The 16,136-nt window shown below is 62.2% G+C and carries 18 protein-coding genes; 9 read left to right on the forward strand and 9 right to left on the reverse strand.

The window, feature by feature from the left end:
* Nucleotides 1-40: 40 nt before the first annotated feature.
* Together V9L18_RS09240 and V9L18_RS09245 are read right to left on the reverse strand one after the other, a co-directional pair.
* Nucleotides 41-946, reverse strand: a complete 906-nt coding sequence (locus V9L18_RS09240; protein ID WP_443197938.1) for a carbohydrate ABC transporter permease — start codon at nucleotides 944-946, stop codon at nucleotides 41-43.
* A complete protein-coding gene (locus V9L18_RS09245) occupies nucleotides 943-1,908 on the reverse strand; it encodes a carbohydrate ABC transporter permease (RefSeq protein WP_337346878.1) in 966 nt (321 codons plus the stop codon). The genes V9L18_RS09240 and V9L18_RS09245 overlap by 4 nt, the downstream gene beginning before the upstream one ends.
* Nucleotides 1,909-2,191: 283 nt before the next feature.
* On the opposite strand from V9L18_RS09245, the gene V9L18_RS09250 reads away from it, so the two are divergent.
* The 8 genes from V9L18_RS09250 to V9L18_RS09285 all read left to right on the forward strand — a co-directional run bounded on the left by V9L18_RS09250 (nucleotide 2,192) and on the right by V9L18_RS09285 (nucleotide 7,444).
* Nucleotides 2,192-3,157, forward strand: coding sequence for a P1 family peptidase (locus tag V9L18_RS09250; protein ID WP_337346879.1), 966 nt, complete (start codon nucleotides 2,192-2,194; stop codon nucleotides 3,155-3,157).
* Nucleotides 3,158-3,310: 153 nt separating this feature from the next.
* Nucleotides 3,311-3,532 carry a translation initiation factor IF-1 gene (infA, locus tag V9L18_RS09255; RefSeq protein WP_009358723.1) on the forward strand — a complete coding sequence of 74 codons (222 nt, stop codon included), beginning with the start codon at nucleotides 3,311-3,313 and terminating at the stop codon, nucleotides 3,530-3,532.
* A 69-nt stretch (nucleotides 3,533-3,601) separates the two neighbouring features.
* The gene (gene rpmJ, locus V9L18_RS09260) at nucleotides 3,602-3,715 is read left to right on the forward strand and encodes a 50S ribosomal protein L36 (RefSeq protein ID WP_009358722.1); all 114 of its coding nucleotides are present in this window, start codon (nucleotides 3,602-3,604) and stop codon (nucleotides 3,713-3,715) included.
* A gap of 176 nt (nucleotides 3,716-3,891) precedes the next feature.
* Nucleotides 3,892-4,266 (forward strand): 30S ribosomal protein S13, encoded by a 375-nt coding sequence (rpsM, locus tag V9L18_RS09265; RefSeq protein WP_028275004.1) that lies wholly within the window; start codon nucleotides 3,892-3,894, stop codon nucleotides 4,264-4,266.
* A gap of 51 nt (nucleotides 4,267-4,317) precedes the next feature.
* On the forward strand, nucleotides 4,318-4,719 hold the full coding sequence (rpsK, locus tag V9L18_RS09270; RefSeq protein WP_018769149.1) for a 30S ribosomal protein S11: 402 nt from the start codon (nucleotides 4,318-4,320) through the stop codon (nucleotides 4,717-4,719).
* Nucleotides 4,720-4,851: 132 nt separating this feature from the next.
* Complete coding sequence (locus V9L18_RS09275; RefSeq protein ID WP_131131310.1) at nucleotides 4,852-5,862, forward strand: DNA-directed RNA polymerase subunit alpha; 1,011 nt, start codon at nucleotides 4,852-4,854, stop codon at nucleotides 5,860-5,862.
* Nucleotides 5,863-5,928: 66 nt separating this feature from the next.
* On the forward strand, nucleotides 5,929-6,513 hold the full coding sequence (rplQ, locus tag V9L18_RS09280) for a 50S ribosomal protein L17 (RefSeq protein WP_337346880.1): 585 nt from the start codon (nucleotides 5,929-5,931) through the stop codon (nucleotides 6,511-6,513).
* A gap of 31 nt (nucleotides 6,514-6,544) precedes the next feature.
* Nucleotides 6,545-7,444: a tRNA pseudouridine synthase A gene (locus V9L18_RS09285; RefSeq protein WP_337346881.1), complete on the forward strand. Its 900-nt coding sequence runs from the start codon at nucleotides 6,545-6,547 to the stop codon at nucleotides 7,442-7,444.
* Between the two features lie 6 nt (nucleotides 7,445-7,450).
* Here the strand turns inward: V9L18_RS09285 and V9L18_RS09290 are convergent, their stop codons facing one another.
* The gene (locus V9L18_RS09290; RefSeq protein ID WP_337346882.1) at nucleotides 7,451-9,118 is read right to left on the reverse strand and encodes a sensor histidine kinase; all 1,668 of its coding nucleotides are present in this window, start codon (nucleotides 9,116-9,118) and stop codon (nucleotides 7,451-7,453) included.
* Nucleotides 9,119-9,377: 259 nt separating this feature from the next.
* On the opposite strand from V9L18_RS09290, the gene V9L18_RS09295 reads away from it, so the two are divergent.
* Nucleotides 9,378-10,157 carry a response regulator transcription factor gene (locus V9L18_RS09295; RefSeq protein WP_337346883.1) on the forward strand — a complete coding sequence of 260 codons (780 nt, stop codon included), beginning with the start codon at nucleotides 9,378-9,380 and terminating at the stop codon, nucleotides 10,155-10,157.
* Nucleotides 10,158-10,189: 32 nt separating this feature from the next.
* Here the strand turns inward: V9L18_RS09295 and V9L18_RS09300 are convergent, their stop codons facing one another.
* From V9L18_RS09300 to cpaB, 6 genes are all read right to left on the reverse strand, one after another.
* Nucleotides 10,190-10,654, reverse strand: coding sequence for an Hpt domain-containing protein (locus V9L18_RS09300; protein WP_337346884.1), 465 nt, complete (start codon nucleotides 10,652-10,654; stop codon nucleotides 10,190-10,192).
* Nucleotides 10,655-10,752: 98 nt separating this feature from the next.
* Nucleotides 10,753-11,637 carry a type II secretion system F family protein gene (locus V9L18_RS09305; protein ID WP_337346885.1) on the reverse strand — a complete coding sequence of 295 codons (885 nt, stop codon included), beginning with the start codon at nucleotides 11,635-11,637 and terminating at the stop codon, nucleotides 10,753-10,755.
* A gap of 8 nt (nucleotides 11,638-11,645) precedes the next feature.
* Entirely contained in the window at nucleotides 11,646-12,578 is a 933-nt protein-coding gene (locus tag V9L18_RS09310) for a type II secretion system F family protein (RefSeq protein WP_337346886.1), read from the reverse strand.
* On the reverse strand, nucleotides 12,575-14,143 hold the full coding sequence (locus tag V9L18_RS09315) for a CpaF family protein (protein ID WP_337346887.1): 1,569 nt from the start codon (nucleotides 14,141-14,143) through the stop codon (nucleotides 12,575-12,577). Before V9L18_RS09315 ends, V9L18_RS09310 begins: the two co-directional genes overlap by 4 nt.
* Nucleotides 14,144-15,346 (reverse strand): AAA family ATPase, encoded by a 1,203-nt coding sequence (locus V9L18_RS09320; RefSeq protein ID WP_337346888.1) that lies wholly within the window; start codon nucleotides 15,344-15,346, stop codon nucleotides 14,144-14,146.
* A complete protein-coding gene (cpaB, locus tag V9L18_RS09325) occupies nucleotides 15,343-16,113 on the reverse strand; it encodes a Flp pilus assembly protein CpaB (protein WP_337346889.1) in 771 nt (256 codons plus the stop codon). Before cpaB ends, V9L18_RS09320 begins: the two co-directional genes overlap by 4 nt.
* Nucleotides 16,114-16,136: the final 23 nt, after the last annotated feature.

A 16,136-nucleotide genomic window follows, 5' to 3' on the forward strand; every position in this document is an offset into this window, starting at 1 on the left:
ATGCCCGACGGCGGTACCCGCCGGCGCTACCCGCCCGGGATTAGCCCGTCACGCTGCCCTGGGTCAGGCCCGCGACGATGTAGCGCTGGAGCATGGCGAAGATGACCAGGATGGGGACGATCACAAGGACGGCGCCGGCCATCATGATTCCCCAGCCGGCACCGTTGCCCTCTGAGTTCTGTAGCAGGGTCAGGCCCACAGGGAGGGTCATGCTTTCGGGCTTGTCCGTGATGATCAGCGGCCAGATGTACTCGTTCCATTCGCTCACCACGGTGACCAGGGCAACTGTGGCGATGGTAGGAACGGACACCGGCACCACGATCTGCCAGAGCCGCCGCCAGTGGCCGGCGCCGTCGATCTCTGCTGATTCCAGGATGGAACCGGGCAGGGTCAGGAAATGCTGGCGCAACAAAAAGGTGCCGAACGCGGTTCCCAGGCCGGGCAGGATGATGCCCCACAGGGTGTTCTTCCCGCCCATTCCGGCGATCAGGATGTAGTTCGGCAGGATTGACACCTGCGCGGGAACCATCAGGGCCACGAGGATGAGGACGAAGATCACGTTCTTGAACGGAAACCGCACGAACACCAGGGCGTAGGCGGTGAGCAGGGCCAGGATCACTTTGATGCCGCCGCCGACCACGGTGACAATGGTGCTGTTGAGGAAGAACTGACCGAACGGGACCGTGGTCATGGCCACCCGGTAGTTCTCCGGGTCCAGGGTTGCTGGGAGCGCCTGCAGGTCCAAAGTCACTATTTCGCCAGGTTGTTTGAACGAGCTCAGCACCATCCACAGCAGCGGCAGGAAGACCACCAGGACAGCGACGGCCAGCGGCGCATACCCGGCAGCGACTGTCCTGGCCAGGTTGGCACGGGAGAATGCGCGCTCGCGGGGCGGGACGGCGTCGGACGTTGAAGGTTCCGGGAGGAGGACGGCGGGGGCGTTCACGAGTAGTGCACCTTCTTTTCGATGAACCGCAGCTGCAGCACGGTGATCACCAGCAGTATTGCAAACAGGACCACGGAGATGGCGGCGGAATAGCCGGCGCGGTTATAGGCACCGAAGGCTTGGAGGTATGCCTCGTAGATGAGGGTGCTGGTGCCGCTGCCCAGGGGCGTCATGATTCGGATGAGGTCAAAGGCCTGCAGGGAGCTGAGCATGGTGGTGATCAGCAGGAAGAACGTAGTAGGGGAGAGCAGCGGCAGGGAAATGCTGAGAAAGCGCCGGAAATGGCCGGCGCCGTCCAGCGCGGCGGCCTCCATCACATCCTGCGGCAGGGACTGGAGCCCGGCGAGGAACACCACAGCGCAGTAGCCCAGGTTCTTCCAGACGTACACGATGATGACCATCACCAGTGAGAGTTCCGGATCGTTGATCCACTGCGGGCTCTGCTGTCCGAAGCCCCGAAGGATCCAGGCCAGCACACCGTAGCCGGGATCAAAGATGAACAGCCAGACCAGGCCAACACCCACCCCGGACAGCACATACGGCGCGAAGACTGCCGACCGGGCAAAGGTAGTGCCGCGGACTTTCGAGTTCAGTGCCAGCGCCACCAGCAAGCCCAGCACCATGGAGCCGCCTACTGTTGCGGCCATAAATACGGCAGTGGTGCCCAGCACCCGGCCGGCGTCCGCGCTGGTGAAGAACGTGATGTAGTTTTCCAGCCCGACGACGGTGGCGGACGCGGAGCCGAGCGTCCAGTTCAGCGTGGAGTAGTAGAGGTTGTTGAACAGTGGAACGTAGGTGAATACCGCGATGAGCAGCAGGTTAGGCAAGGCCAGCGCGAGGAAAACGAAGAAGTCCCGGCGTTTCCGCTGCGACCAGCGGTTGTGGCGGGGCCTGGCGGGCGTGCCGGCAGCTTGGCCGGACGGGGCCAGTGGCGGGTGCCTGTCGGCGAGTTGTGAAGTCATTGGTCTCTAACGGTGAACAGGCCTGGGAAGAGGCAGGGCAGGATCCGCCTTCACTCCACCACACCGCCCGGGGTGTCAACAGCCGGTTTCCGGCATACGCGGATATGTTGTTCAACCCTTCCCTGGCCGTTTACTGACTGTTGCCTATCGGATCGCCCAGCGTTTGCTTTGGAATCCGGCGTTGCCCCGTCCCCTGCCCAACTAGGTCGCAGCAGATGTCGTTTTGAGCCCTCATAACGACATCTGCTGCTACTTAGTTGGGTGAGGGGGAACAATGGAGCCCATGGGAGCCATTACTGATGTGCCGGGAATCCGGGTGGGCCACCAGCAGAAGTCCGACGGCGGCTGGTTGAGTGGTGTGACGGTGGTCCTGCCGCCGCCGGGTACGGTCGGTTCCGTGGACGTCGGCGGGGGAGGGCCCGCGACCCATGAGACTGATGCACTGGACCCCACCACGCTGGTGTCCGCCGTGGATGCGGTGGTCCTGACGGGCGGCAGCGCCTACGGGCTGGCCTCTGCCCACGGCGCCCAGCGCTGGTGCGAGGAACACGGCCGAGGTTTTGCGGTTCCCGGCGGGGTGGTCCCCATCGTCCCCGCTGCAGCCATTTTCGACCTCGGCCGCGGCGGTGACTTCAGTGCCCGCCCCGACGCCGGGATGGGTTACGCCGCCACGGAGGCCGCCGCTGCCCAGGAGGAAGGGCACGACGTCGGACGCGGCAATGTGGGCGCCGGCACCGGCGCGGTCATCGCCAGGACCTACAAAGGGGGAGTGGGCACCGCATCGGTAACTCTGGAGAGCGGCGCAGTTGTCGGTGCACTTGCGGTAGTCAACGCGCTGGGTCTTCCGTATGCGGCGAATGCCGCTGGCGGGCGTGATACCGAGCCCGAAGCGCCGGAAGCCCCAGGACCCAACACCACCTTGGTTGTGGTTGCCACCAACGCCGTGCTTGATGTGGCCGAGTGCAAGCGGACTGCTTCTGCTGCACAGGCCGGAATCGCCCGGGCGCTGGACCCTTCCCACACGCTGGCTGATGGCGACACCGTCTTCTGCCTCGCAACAGGCACCATTGCGCTAGACCGCAGCACCGAAACTGCCCGGCAGATTAGCCTCATCACGCTGCAGAGTGCGGCAGCCGACGTCGTACGTCTGGCCATCCTGGATGGAGTGGACAGGGCGGAGGCGGTCTCAACTCCGGCAGCTGAATATAGTGCGTACCGGCGCGCAGTGCGCTACCATGGCTGGATTTAACATTCGCCGCAAAGTGGCGTAGTGTTGCTTGTTGGTTGTCTGCCCTGCTGTGCCCTGTTTGGGGCCTGAGGTGATAACCGATCCAACAAAAACGTTCGTGGTCTTGTCCGGTGCAATCCGGCAGGGCTGCGGCAACAACAGTTAGCGGAGGGTATGGCCAAGAAGGACGGGGTCATTGAGATCGAGGGCGTTGTGACTGAGGCGCTGCCCAATGCGATGTTTCGCGTTGAGCTCACCAACAAGCACATCGTTCTGGCACACATCTCAGGCAAGATGCGCCAGCACTACATCAGGATTCTCCCTGAGGACCGGGTAGTGGTGGAACTGAGCCCTTATGACCTCACTCGGGGTCGTATCGTCTACCGCTACAAGTAAATTCTGGGCAGCCCCGGCAAGAGCCGAAGGCCGCTCCAGTTGACCAACTGCCACACGCAAAGGAATGCCATGAAGGTCAAGCCGAGCGTCAAGCAGATCTGCGAAAAGTGCAAAGTGATCCGCCGTAATGGCCGGGTCATGGTGATCTGCGAGAACCCGCGCCACAAGCAGCGCCAGGGCTAATTTCCTTCCTTGAAGGAAACCCTGGGTTGCTAACCCACGCAAGTAAATAAAGGCAGCACAAGCTGAATTGGGACGCATGAGCCCGGACAGCTAACCCCCGGTCGGAGGCTGGGGCCGCACAGAACGTGCGGGTGTACTGCCTACGACCTCCGGTTTATTCAAGGAGTACTGCCACTATGGCTCGTCTCGCTGGCGTAGACATTCCCCGCGAAAAGCGGTTGGAAATTGCGCTTACTTACATCTACGGCGTGGGCAAGACCCGTGCACACGAAACCCTGGCTGCCACTGGCATCAGCGCTGACGTCCGTGTTAAGGACCTCACCGATGCTCAGCTGGTTGAGCTGCGTGACTACATTGAAGGCAACTACAAGGTTGAGGGTGACCTTCGCCGCGAAGTAGCAGCTGATATCCGCCGCAAGGTAGAAATCGGCAGCTACGAAGGTATTCGCCATCGCAAGGGCCTGCCAGTGCGCGGACAGCGTACGAAGACGAACGCACGTACCCGCAAGGGTCCGAAGCGCACCGTTGCAGGCAAGAAGAAGGCTCGTTAAATCCCTCGGGATTGACTCGTCTTCCCCCAATAACTTTCTGTAGGAGAAATAATGCCCCCGAAGACTCGTGGCGCGGTTCGCAAGCCGCGTAAGAAGGACAAGAAGAATATCGCGCTTGGCCAGGCGCACATCAAGAGCACTTTTAACAACACCATCGTTTCCATCACGGATCCGAATGGCGCTGTTATCTCTTGGGCTTCCTCAGGTGAGGTTGGCTTCAAGGGCTCGCGTAAGTCCACCCCGTTCGCTGCCCAGATGGCTGCCGAAGCCGCTGCCAAGCGCGCACAGGAGCACGGCATGCGCAAGGTTGACGTTTTCGTCAAGGGACCGGGCTCCGGACGCGAAACCGCAATCCGCTCGCTGCAGGCCGCTGGCCTGGAGGTTGGCTCCATCCAGGACGTCACCCCCGCAGCGCACAACGGCTGCCGTCCGCCGAAGCGCCGCCGCGTCTAAGGCTTTTACAGCAGCAGGAGCTTGCCCGGACCGTAGATGGTCCGGGCAGGCCCAGCCGCGTTAAGTCTTCAGACCGAATTTCCACCACCTGTGTTGCGTCATATAGCGGATGCTCGCCGAAAGGAAACCTAAGTGCTCATTGCACAGCGCCCCACCCTCTCCGAAGAGGTAGTCTCCGAAAACCGTTCGCGTTTCATCATTGAACCGCTGGAACCGGGCTTCGGCTACACCCTCGGAAACTCCCTCCGCCGTACCCTGCTCTCCTCCATCCCCGGTGCTGCTGTAACCAGCATCCGGATCGATGGCGTGCTGCACGAGTTCACCACGGTTCCCGGTGTCAAGGAGGATGTCACTGAGATCATCCTGAACATCAAGAGCCTGTCGGTTTCCTCCGAGCACGATGAGCCGGTTGTTGCTTACCTGCGCAAGCAGGGCCCCGGAGTCGTCACGGCCGCGGACATCGCTCCGCCGGCCGGCGTCGAATTCCACAACCCGGATCTGCACATTGCCACGCTGAACTCGAAGGGCAAGTTCGAACTCGAACTGACCATCGAGCGCGGCCGCGGCTACGTTTCGGCAGCTCAGAACAAGTCCGGCGATTCAGAGATCGGCCGTATCCCGGTCGACTCGATCTACTCGCCGGTACTGAAGGTTACTTTCCGCGTGGAAGCAACCCGTGTTGAGCAGCGCACTGACTTCGACAAGCTCATTGTCGACGTCGAGACCAAGCAGGCCATCGCCCCGCGCGATGCGGTTGCTTCCGCAGGTACCACCCTGGTGGAACTCTTCGGTCTGGCCCGCGAGCTGAACACCGCAGCTGAAGGTATCGAGATTGGCCCGTCGCCGACGGACGCTGCCCTGGCAGCCGACATGGCCCTGCCGATCGAGGATCTGGACCTCACCGTCCGGTCCTACAACTGCCTCAAGCGTGAGGGCATCCACACCGTGGGTGAACTCGTTGCCCGCTCCGAGGCCGACCTGATGGACATCCGTAACTTCGGTGCGAAGTCCATTGACGAGGTCAAGGCAAAGCTGGTTGAACTGGGCCTGTCCCTCAAGGACTCGCCTCCCGGTTTTGACCTCGCAGCACGCGCCGCAGCAATTGAAGAGGACGACGCCGCCTTCGGCGACGACGAACTCTAAAACAGATCTTGGCCGGCGGGCACCATGGTGTGCCCACCACCGGCTTCCATATGAGGAGAAACAATTATGCCTACCCCCACTAAGGGTCCGCGCCTCGGAGGCGGCCCGGCTCACGAGCGTCTTATGCTCGCGAACCTGGCAGCAGCACTGTTCGAGCACAAGCGGATCACCACCACGGTGACCAAGGCCAAGCGCCTGAAGCCGTACGCCGAGCGCCTGGTGACTTTCGCCAAGCGCGGCGACCTGGCTTCCCGCCGCCGTGTACTCGGCCTGATCAGCAACAAGGGCGTCGTCCACGAGCTGTTCACCGACATTGCACAGGCAGTGGAAAACCGCGACGGCGGCTACACCCGCATCACCAAGATTGGCAACCGCAAGGGCGACAACGCTCCCATGGCCGTCATCGAACTGGTCCTTGAGCCGGTTTCCGCTAAGCAGGCCGTTGTAGCCGAGGCTACCTCTGCCGCAAAGCGCGACGCCGACAAGAAGGAAGCAGCTGCTGCTGCCCCGGCCGCTGAAGAGGCTCCCGAGGCCGAGGTCGTTGAGACTGAAGCTGCTGAGGCTCCCGAGGCTGAGGCTGCAACCGAAGAGGCCCCGGCCGCTGAGGAAGCTCCCGCCGAGGACAAGGCTGAGGAAAAGGACGCGAAGTAATTCGCTGATTCCTTCGCATAGACTTGAGTCTATGAACGACCAAAAACCCGCGGCCCCCGTTTCAGGGGGCGGCGGGTTTTTGCGTATCCGGTTTGATATTTCATATGACGGCGGTCCCTTTAATGGGTGGGCCCTTCAGCCGGGCCTCCGGACCGTCCAGGGCGTCCTGGAGGAAGCCGTTGCGCTGCTCGTGCGCCGGCCCGTCCGCGTGACCGTGGCTGGCCGCACGGATGCCGGCGTGCACGCCCGGGGACAGGTGGTCCATCTCGACCTGACCGAAGCTGAGTGGCTGGCTCTGCCCCGCGGGCACGAACTCGATCCCGCCGTCGCCATGCTGCGCAGGATCCGCGGCGCACTGAGCCGTGGCCTGGGCGACCTCAGCGGGGCTATCGAGGTCCACAGGGTGTCCCTGGCCCCTGAAGGCTTTGACGCGCGGTTCTCGGCCCTGTGGCGCCGTTACAGCTACCGGATCGCGGACGGCCCCGCCCTTTGGGACCCGTTGGAACGCTACTTCACCCTGTGGCACAAGAATCCGCTGGACGTTTCCTTGCTGAATGAGGGGGCCTCCAAACTACTGGGGCTGCAGAACTTCCTCTCCTACTGCAAGCCTCGGGAAGGGGCCACCACCATCCGCGAACTGCAGCGCTTTGAGTTTGCGCGCGGGGAGGACGGGGTGATCGTGGCCACGGTGCAGGCGGACGCTTTCTGCCACAACATGGTGCGCTCCCTGGTGGGCTCGGCCCTGTTCGTCGGGGAGGGCATTGAGGAGCCCGGGTGGCTCTATGACCGCCTCCTCGCCAGGAAGCGGGACGCCAAATCGGTCCTGGCGGCGCCCCACCCGCTGGTCCTGGAGGAAGTTGCCTACCCGACCGACGGCGAGATGCTGGCGCGGGCCGAACTCACGAGGGCTGTCCGGGAGCACCCCAACTGACGTGCCCTAGTACGTCCTCGGCCCCTCGGCCGGCAGGGTGAGCGTAAACGTGCTGCCCTTGCCGGGGCTGCTGGTGCAGGAAATATCGCCGCCGTGGCCGTCGACGATGGCCTTGGTAATGGACAGTCCGAGGCCTGCCCCCGAGATGGCGGCTTCGCGTGCTGACTCCGTCCGGAAGAACCGGCGGAAGACCTTGGCCGAGTCTTCCGGGGTCATGCCCATCCCGGAGTCTTGCACTTTCAGCCGGACCCACTCGTCCGTGCCTTGGGCACTAATGTTTACCACGCCGCCGCCGGGGGAGTACTTGATGGCATTGGACACCAGGTTGTCCAGGGCCTGCCCGATGCGCAGCGGGTCCGCGTAGGCCCACAAAGGCGAGGGGATATCGGCCACCAGGGAGATGCTGGACTGTTCGGCCTGGGGCTGCGCGGAGCCGATGGTGGTCTCGACGAGGCTTGCGAGGTCCGTGCGTTTAGGGTGCACTTTGAGGGCGGAGGAAGCCGACGCCATGAGGTCGGATACCAAAGCCAGGAGCCTCTCGGAGTTGCGTTGCACAACCTCCAATCGCCGGACGGAGGCCGGGGACGTGCCCTGGACGTCCTCAAGCACGAGATCGATATTGCCCAGGATGGAATTGAGCGGATTCCTGAATTCATGCGAGACGTTCGAGACGAGTTCCTCGTTGGCCGCCAGTGCCTCCACCAGCCCTGTGACGTCCGTGTAGACGATGACAGCGCCACTGAAGCGTCCGCCGTCGTCCATTAACGGACGTGCCGCCGTCGATACGGCGCGCTGGCGTGGCCCCGTGCCGATCCAGACGAGATAATCCGCGAAGGATTCGCCGTCGATGGCGCGCCGGACGGGGCGCTTGGCGGCGGGCAAGGGGGTAACCCTGTCCCGGGCAAAAATCAGCTGTTGCTCTTCGGCCGTGGTTGGGCTTTCCCGTGGGCCGGAGATCTGCTCGAAATCCCTTTGCCTGTTGTTGGTCAGGAGGATCCCACCGTCCGAGTCCACTGCCACAATTCCGACGTCGGTTGCGTCCAGGATTGTTTGCAGCAGCCGTTCCCTGTCCGTGCTGGCTGCAAGCAATTCACGGAGTTCCGCGTCTTTTTCCTTCAACTGCCGCTGTTGAATTCTCATATGCACGCTCGCGAAGCGAATGGCCAGGGACACTGCGAGCATCATCAGCGGGAAAAGCAGGGTGGATGTGATGTCAGATGCCGTGAGGTTGGGGAACCTGCCGGAGAGCGTGGGGAGCATGATGAGCATCGGCCCGATCACACTCAACACGATGCTGGTGCGCGCCATTAACCCGGAGGCCGAAAGCCAGATGACCGGGAAAATGGCGAGGATAGCCAATCCCGGCAGAAGCGGTGAGGCGCCATTTCGTAGGAGGCCGATCGCCAGCAGGTCCAGGATAGGCACCGCAAGATAGGCTTGCGGGCCCAGCCGCTCCCACGGCGTCACGAAGCATGCCACGAAAAGGATGCCGTGAAGAACCAGGCCCGAGAGATACAACGGGCTGTGCATCAGGGACGGCCAGGCCAGCGGTGTGGCCACCGCCATCGCGGCCACAATCAGCGTCAGCGGCAGTTGGCATAAGGCTACTTGGCCGCGTTGCCCTAAATTCCGGAAATACCGCGCCGTACCACGCTGCAGCAGCCCGTCAGGCATTGGCTTTTTCCGTGTTTGATGACGGATCAAATGCCGCGTTCAGCGTATTTGGCAACGAATTGGTGACGCCCACAGTGCTCAGCCCTCTCTCGGCCCCCAAATGTACGTTTGATGTCATGATAATTGACTTTGCGCAGGTCAATACCGAAAAGACGTGTCATCAGGCCTACATCCTTGTAGCGTAGAGGCAGTTGGAGTGAATACGGCATTGGCGCTGGGCTGATGGGGGGCCGCTTTCACCTGGCATGGGGATATATCAATGGACGATCTTGGAGTAGCGGTAGTCATCGAAGATGATGCCGACGTGCGTAACCTCTTGGAGGGTGTGCTTAGCCAGGCCGGGTTTGAGGTCCATACCGCCTCGGACGGGCGGGACGGCGTTGAAGTGGTCCGGGCCAAGCACGCGAATGTGGTGACCCTGGACATCGGCCTGCCGGATATTGACGGCTTTGAGGTGCTGAGGCGGATCAGGAATTTTAGCGATGCCTACGTGGTGATGCTGACTGGCAGGACGGAAGAACCGGATCTGCTGTCCGCGCTGAACGCAGGGGCGGATGACTACATCGCTAAGCCCTTCCGTCCCCGCGAACTGCGAGCCCGGGTTGCTGCGATGATGCGCCGGCCGCGGCATGAGATCCAGCAGGAGGTTCCCCAGGAATGGGCTTCGGGTACTTTGCCGCCTGCGCCGCTGGCAAACACCGGAGTGCTGCACCACAACGGGCTGGTCCTTGACCATCGGACGCGTTCGGTGGCAATCCACGGTGAACAGCTTGGGCTGACGCGCAGCGAGTTCGACCTCCTCCACGTGCTGCTGCGCGGTGGAGGGGCCGTCTGCACACGCTCGGACCTGGTCAAGGCCGTACGGGGCGATCTCTACGAGGAGGACGCCTACATCAGCGAAGCCGATGAACGGGCAGTGGAAGTCCACATCGGCAACCTGCGGCGCAAGCTGAAGGAAGATCCGGCAGCTCCGCGGTGGCTTCAGACGGTTCGGGGAGTCGGCTACAGGCTGGCGCCGAAACGGCCGGACCAGCGTTAGATAAGTTGCCGTCGACCCGGGGCGGCCAAGGCCTAACCGTTCTTCAGGATGTAGTTCGCCTGGAGTTCGGAGATGGTCTGGTCGCCATTTTCCGCGACGCTTTCCATCATGGCCTGGCCTTGTCCGAAGTCGCCCTCCCGAATGACGGATTCCAGCACCTCGGCCAGTCGGGCCAGCCGAACGCCCCCCACCATGGCGGACGTGATGCGCAGGCTGATGATGGCGTCCAGGGCGGCGGCACGGTCCTGGTTCTCGACTGCCAGGGCCAGCCGGCTGTACCGCTGGTCCCACATGGCGGCGTAATCACGGGCAAAGCGGAGGGCCAGTTCTGAGCCGTTCAGCTCTTCTTCCAAGTCTTCGAGGACGCCGGAATCGACCAGTGGAAGGAGATCGTCCAGGTCCTGCAGGCTTCCATGCTCCGGGATTCCTCCAGCCACGGCGGGCAGGGGAACCGCGGTGGTTCCCTTATCGCCGGAGCCTGTGTCTGGAGTGTGCATGGTTCAAGGCTACTTCCTGATTGTCTGTAGGGGCCCCGACTTAAGCCGATCCTGTGGAAACCTTGCGGGACATTGAGGAACGGGGTGTCAGATCTGGATTACTGGCTACTGAAAGTCACGACGGCGTTGATGACGGCGGGTCCAAGAATCGCGATGAAGAGGACGGGAAAAATGAAAAACAGGAGTGGAAAGAGGATCATCACCGGGAGTTTCATTGCCTTTTCCTCAGCGCGCTGGCGGCGTTTTACCCGCATCACTTTCGCCTGCACTCGGAGTACCCGGCTAATGGCAATCCCATATTTGTCTGCCTGGACAATGGCCTGGACAAAGCTGCGGAGCTCAGGAAGGCTGGTCCGCTCAGCGAGGGCCAGATAGGATTCCCTGCGGCTACGCCCAACCTGCATGTCCTGCAAAGTACGGACCAATTCCTCGGCCAGGGGTCCCTTGCCGTTTGCTCCCGCTCGGGCCATGGCTCCTTCGAAGCCCAGCCCGGCTTCCACGGAAATGAGCATCTGGTCCAGCGTGTTGGCCAGTTCCAGCTGCATGAGCTTCTGGCGTTCCAGGCCTTTGCTGTAGAGGAGCAGGTCGGGGATGAAATACCCGAGGAAAAGGACAAATATCCCTGTCAATTTGATGAGCGGCGCCGGGCTGCTGGTGCTGATCAGCAGCCCCAGCAACGCCCCGATCAGCCCGAGTACGGGTTTTGCTGCAAGGATGCGGCCGAGCGGCCAGGCGACGGGCCTGCCTGCCAGCGAAAGCAGGTGATCGAGCCTGCGGACATAGGCGGCCGGCGTCAGCCGGAAGCCGATGGCGGACAGGAATCCGCTGGTGTCCTTTTCCTGGACTTCGGCTTCCTGCCTCCCCCGGGTGAGGATTTCCACGGTGGCCGTGCGTGCCTTGCGGTCCACAGACAGGAGGGACCAAGTGAAGTAACCAACCGGCAGAGCCACCAGGACGAGTGAGGAAAATACCAAGGCGTTCATGTTTCAGCTCAGAACTTCAGGTCAATGATTTTGCGCATCCACAGACTGCCGATGGTCATGAGGACGAAGGAGAACCCGATCATTCCCCAGCCCAGGGGATGCGTGAACATTGAATTCATGTACCCCGGGTTTACCCCCAAGAGCATGAACACGATTCCAAACGGCATAGCGATGAGGATATACGCGGAGAATTTACCTTCCGCAGCCAGCGCTTTGATGTGGCCTTTGATTTCCGACCTTTCCCGGATGGTTTCGTTCACTTGGTCGAGGACCTCCGCCAGGTTGCCGCCCACTTCCCGGTTGATCTGGATGGCCTGTGCCACCCAAACGAAGTCTTCATTCTTCATCCGCTCGGCGGTATCTGTCAGCGACGCGAGGAGGTCGCGGCCCAAGCTGGTCTCCGTGATGACGCGGCGCATTTCTTCCGACGTCGGGGCCTGCGATTCTTCGGCTGCTGCATCGATGGCGCGGAGGATGCTGTGGCCTGCACGGAGGCCTCCGGCCAGCAACTGCAGAGTGTCGCCGAGCTGCTGATCAAACCGGTTACGCCGCTTGCCAGCGCGGAAATTAAGGACTACATGCCCTATGAAGGGCGCCGCGACAAACAGGAGGACGGCCAGAACCGGTCCGATCACAATCAGCCCTATCAGGGCTCCTACCACGGCCCCGGCAGCCACCAGAACCAGGAACTCGGCTTGGCTCATGCGGACTCCAGCATTCTCCAATGCCTCCTTGCTGAACAGCCGCAGGCTTCCCCTCTCAAGGGCCTTGTCAAAAATGCGTACTGTGGAACCAGCGATGCGCGTCAGCTGTGAATCCGGCTCGGACTCATACGGACGCCGTCTATCGAGGGGGACGTGCGGAGCTGGCCGGAGGATGAAGGCAACCCCCAGCAGGACCGCAGCAGCCAGGAACAGGAACGCTCCTGCTGTCAGCATCATGGCCGGCCCACAACGGGAACTGCAGGCGCGGCTGGCGTGGCGAAGACTCCCGGTGACACGTGGATTCCAAGGTCCTCAAACCTGTCGATGAAACGCGGCCGGATACCCGTCGCAACAGGACTGCCCAGGAACCGGCCGTGTGCGTCCACGCCTGCTGAGTAGTCAAAAACGAAAGCATCCTGGAGAGTGACGATATCGCCTTCCATGCCCTGGACCTCCGTGACGTGGGTAATTCGCCGGGTTCCGTCGCGCAGTCGCGAAATTTGCACAATCAGGTTGACGGCTGAGGCAATCTGCTCCCGGATGGCGCGCAGGGGGAGGTCCATGCCTGCCATCAGTACAAGCGTCTCCAATCGGGCCACGGCGTCACGGGGTGAGTTGGAGTGAACGGTGGACAGGGACCCGTCGTGGCCGGTGTTCATGGCCTGGAGCATGTCCAATGATTCGCCGCCGCGGACCTCACCAACGACAATGCGGTCAGGGCGCATACGGAGCGAGTTCCGGAGGAGTTCACGGATAGTCACCTCACCCTTGCCTTCGGTGTTGGGCGGACGGCTTTCGAGCCGCACCACGTGGTCCTGCTGGATCTGGAGCTCGACGGCGTCCTCGATAGTGACGATCCGTTCATTGGCTGGCAGGAAGGACGACAGCACATTGAGCAGGGTGGTCTTTCCCGTGCCTGTTCCGCCCGAGACGATGATGTTGAGCTTGGCCTTTACGCAGGCGTTCAGCAACTCCGCCATTTCCGGGGTGAGCGTTCCGAAATCGATGAGGTTTCGAACCGTCAGAGGCACTTTACTGAACTTACGGATGGTGAGGGAGGATCCACCCACTGCCAGTGGCGGGATCACAGCGTTGACACGCGAGCCGTCCTCGAGCCGGGCATCAACCAACGGCGAAGACTCATCGATTCGCCGCCCCACCTTGGAAACGATGCGTTCGATCACCTTTCTGAGATGGGCTTCCGAACTGAAGCGGGAATCGGTCAGCGTCAGCTGGCCCTTACGCTCCACATAGATCTGGTCCATGCGGTTCACCATTATTTCGGTGACCTGCGGATCGTCAAGCAGGCGCTGAAGCGGCCCGTATCCCAGGACATCATCGGCGACGTCCCGAACAAGCCGGGCCCGCTCATCGGCTGACAACGGGACCTGTTCCGTGTCGATGATCCGGGTCAGCTCTTCGCGTGCCGTGGTCCTGAGTTCGTATTCGGTGACGGCCGAATCGTTGAAACGGGTTCCCATACGTTCGAAGAGGGCCGTGGCCGCGCGTTCCTTCAGAGCGGCAAAGACGTCAACGGGTTGCTGGGTTTTCGCTTTGGGTGGCTCAAGGTGGTCGGAGAAACTGACTGGGTTAGCGGGCGTCGAACGCAGGGCGGCAAGGCCGGCAGGCGCTGCCTTCGCGTCAAGCTTCTTGAGGTCCGGGCGCTTGGCCTCGGCGGCCCTGGCACGCGCCGGGGCCGCTGCCGGTATGGCTTTAGGCTGCCGGGCGGGGGCAACGGCGACGGCAGACTGCTGCGGCTGGCCCTTGAGCTGGGCAGCTTGGATACGCTCTGAGAGCTTCATTTAGACAACCACCCTTCGATGCAGTTTCTTTTGGGCCTGGGCCCGCCACGCCGGCGTAAATCTGTTGACCAGTTGCAGGAGCCCTTTGGTTGCAGGGTCCTTCACCGGTTCCTGAAGGACCGGTATGCCCCGGTTCGTGGAAAACGCCACAGCACGTGAACGGGGGATGCTGATGTCGACTGGCGCGCCAACGGTGGATTCGACGTCCTGGACCGTCAGCCCTGCCTTCGCATCAGCCATATTGAGGACCACATGGCGGGTTTCCGGAAGTATGTCCAGCTGGCGGAGCACGTCCAGTCCGGAACGCAGGCCCCGGACGCCAGGGATATCCATGCCACTGACCCACACGACGTCGGTGCACCGCTCCATCGCTGCCAGGCCAACTTCCGGAAGGCCAGGCGCGGTGTCCACCACAACGTACTGGAATTCCTCCGCCAGCTGTTCAAGCAGGCGGCTGATTTGCTCTGGTACGATTTCGTCCGCGTCCACGGGGTTCGGGGGAGCACACAAGGCATAAATGCTGCCGGGGTGGACGGTCAAAAATGCTTTCAGTACGAGGGAATCCTGGGCTGCAGCCGCTGAAACGGCGTCCGTCACGGTGTGTTCGGGGTTGAGATAGAGTCCCGAGGCGACGTCGCCGAACTGCAGGTCCAGATCGACAATCACTACGCTCATGGGCGCGATCTTGCCCAGCCCGATGGCGATGTTGGTGGCGATGGTCGTTTTGCCCACGCCTCCCTTGGGCGAAAAGACGCCGATCACGAGGCCCTTGGGAGTAGCAGGGGCCCCCGGATCTTTTGGCTCATGGGCCCTGTGGCGGCTGGCGAAGGACTGGCAGGCACGCTCCAGGAGCACGCGCATCTGGGCCGGGTCCGACGCAGGGCTGATAATGTCCCGGATCCCGGCGCGCATGGCCTGGAGCAGGAACGTAGGGTCGGGATCGCTGACCAGCACGACGCTCAACTCGGGAAAGCTCACGTCCAAAACGGTGGCGAGGCGGAGCGCGTCGTCAACGGGAACCTCCGGGCCCAGGATGAGTACCTCGGGAAGTTCCTGGTCGAGTTGGGCAAACAGCTCGTGCGGATCCGCAGGCAGGAGACTCGTGAAGAAGGTCTGAACCCCTCCCTGCAGACCCCCTGCGACAGCCTGCCGCAGCCGGCTGTCAAAATGGACGTCGGGCGTCACCAGGACGAAGCGGCTCACTTGTAGACCTCCGGCCGCTGCATGACCCGGGGACCGTTGTTCTGTGAATCGAGCGGCTCCCGGCTGAGCCAGATAGTGGCAAATTCCGCCGCGAAGATGATTTTGGCGGCATCCACGTCGTTCACTGCCACCGTGAGCATCAGTGACCCCGTGGGGAGGGTCGAATCGCGCGGATCTGTTGCAGGCTCCGCGCTCGCCGACGGTGCCGGTTTTGCTGCGGCTGCCTCGGGTGCCCGCTGGACTGCTGTGACTAGGGCGCTATGGACCGTAAGCTGGGTCGTTTCCTTGTCAGCTTTCGCTTCCAGCCCGCCTTTATCCATGGAAATAAACACACCCACGTGGTCGCCGGGAGCAAGGCGCCCGCCCACTACGCGCTGTGGTTCTAGCTGGAAGGATACTTCCTGCAGACCCGCCGGTACTTTGACCGATCCGGGGGTCTTGAGGTCTTCCGGTGCGACGAGACGCTCGGCTACCAGCTGTTCACCGGGCACAAGGTCTACGGCAGCTACTTTTCCCGATTCAGTTTCAAGTGTGGCGAGGGATGTTTTTGCAACTGAGGCACCGGGAAGCTGCTCTAAGGCGACAGAGGCCTGGAAGGCTTCCACCGGAGTGCCGGCAGTGATTGCCTGTTTGACCACCAGGACGCTCACAGGCTCCATTTTCTCCACCGCGCGCTGATCGGCGCCCTGGGCGTACGTAAACATCAGCACGGCGCCAATGATGGCCAGCACCACTGCTGCGACTCCTGCCAACAAGCGTGACTTCACTGACTGCTCCTGTGTGGTTCGGG

Source organism: Pseudarthrobacter sp. CCNWLW217, assembly GCF_037203985.1.
Taxonomy (GTDB): domain Bacteria; phylum Actinomycetota; class Actinomycetes; order Actinomycetales; family Micrococcaceae; genus Arthrobacter.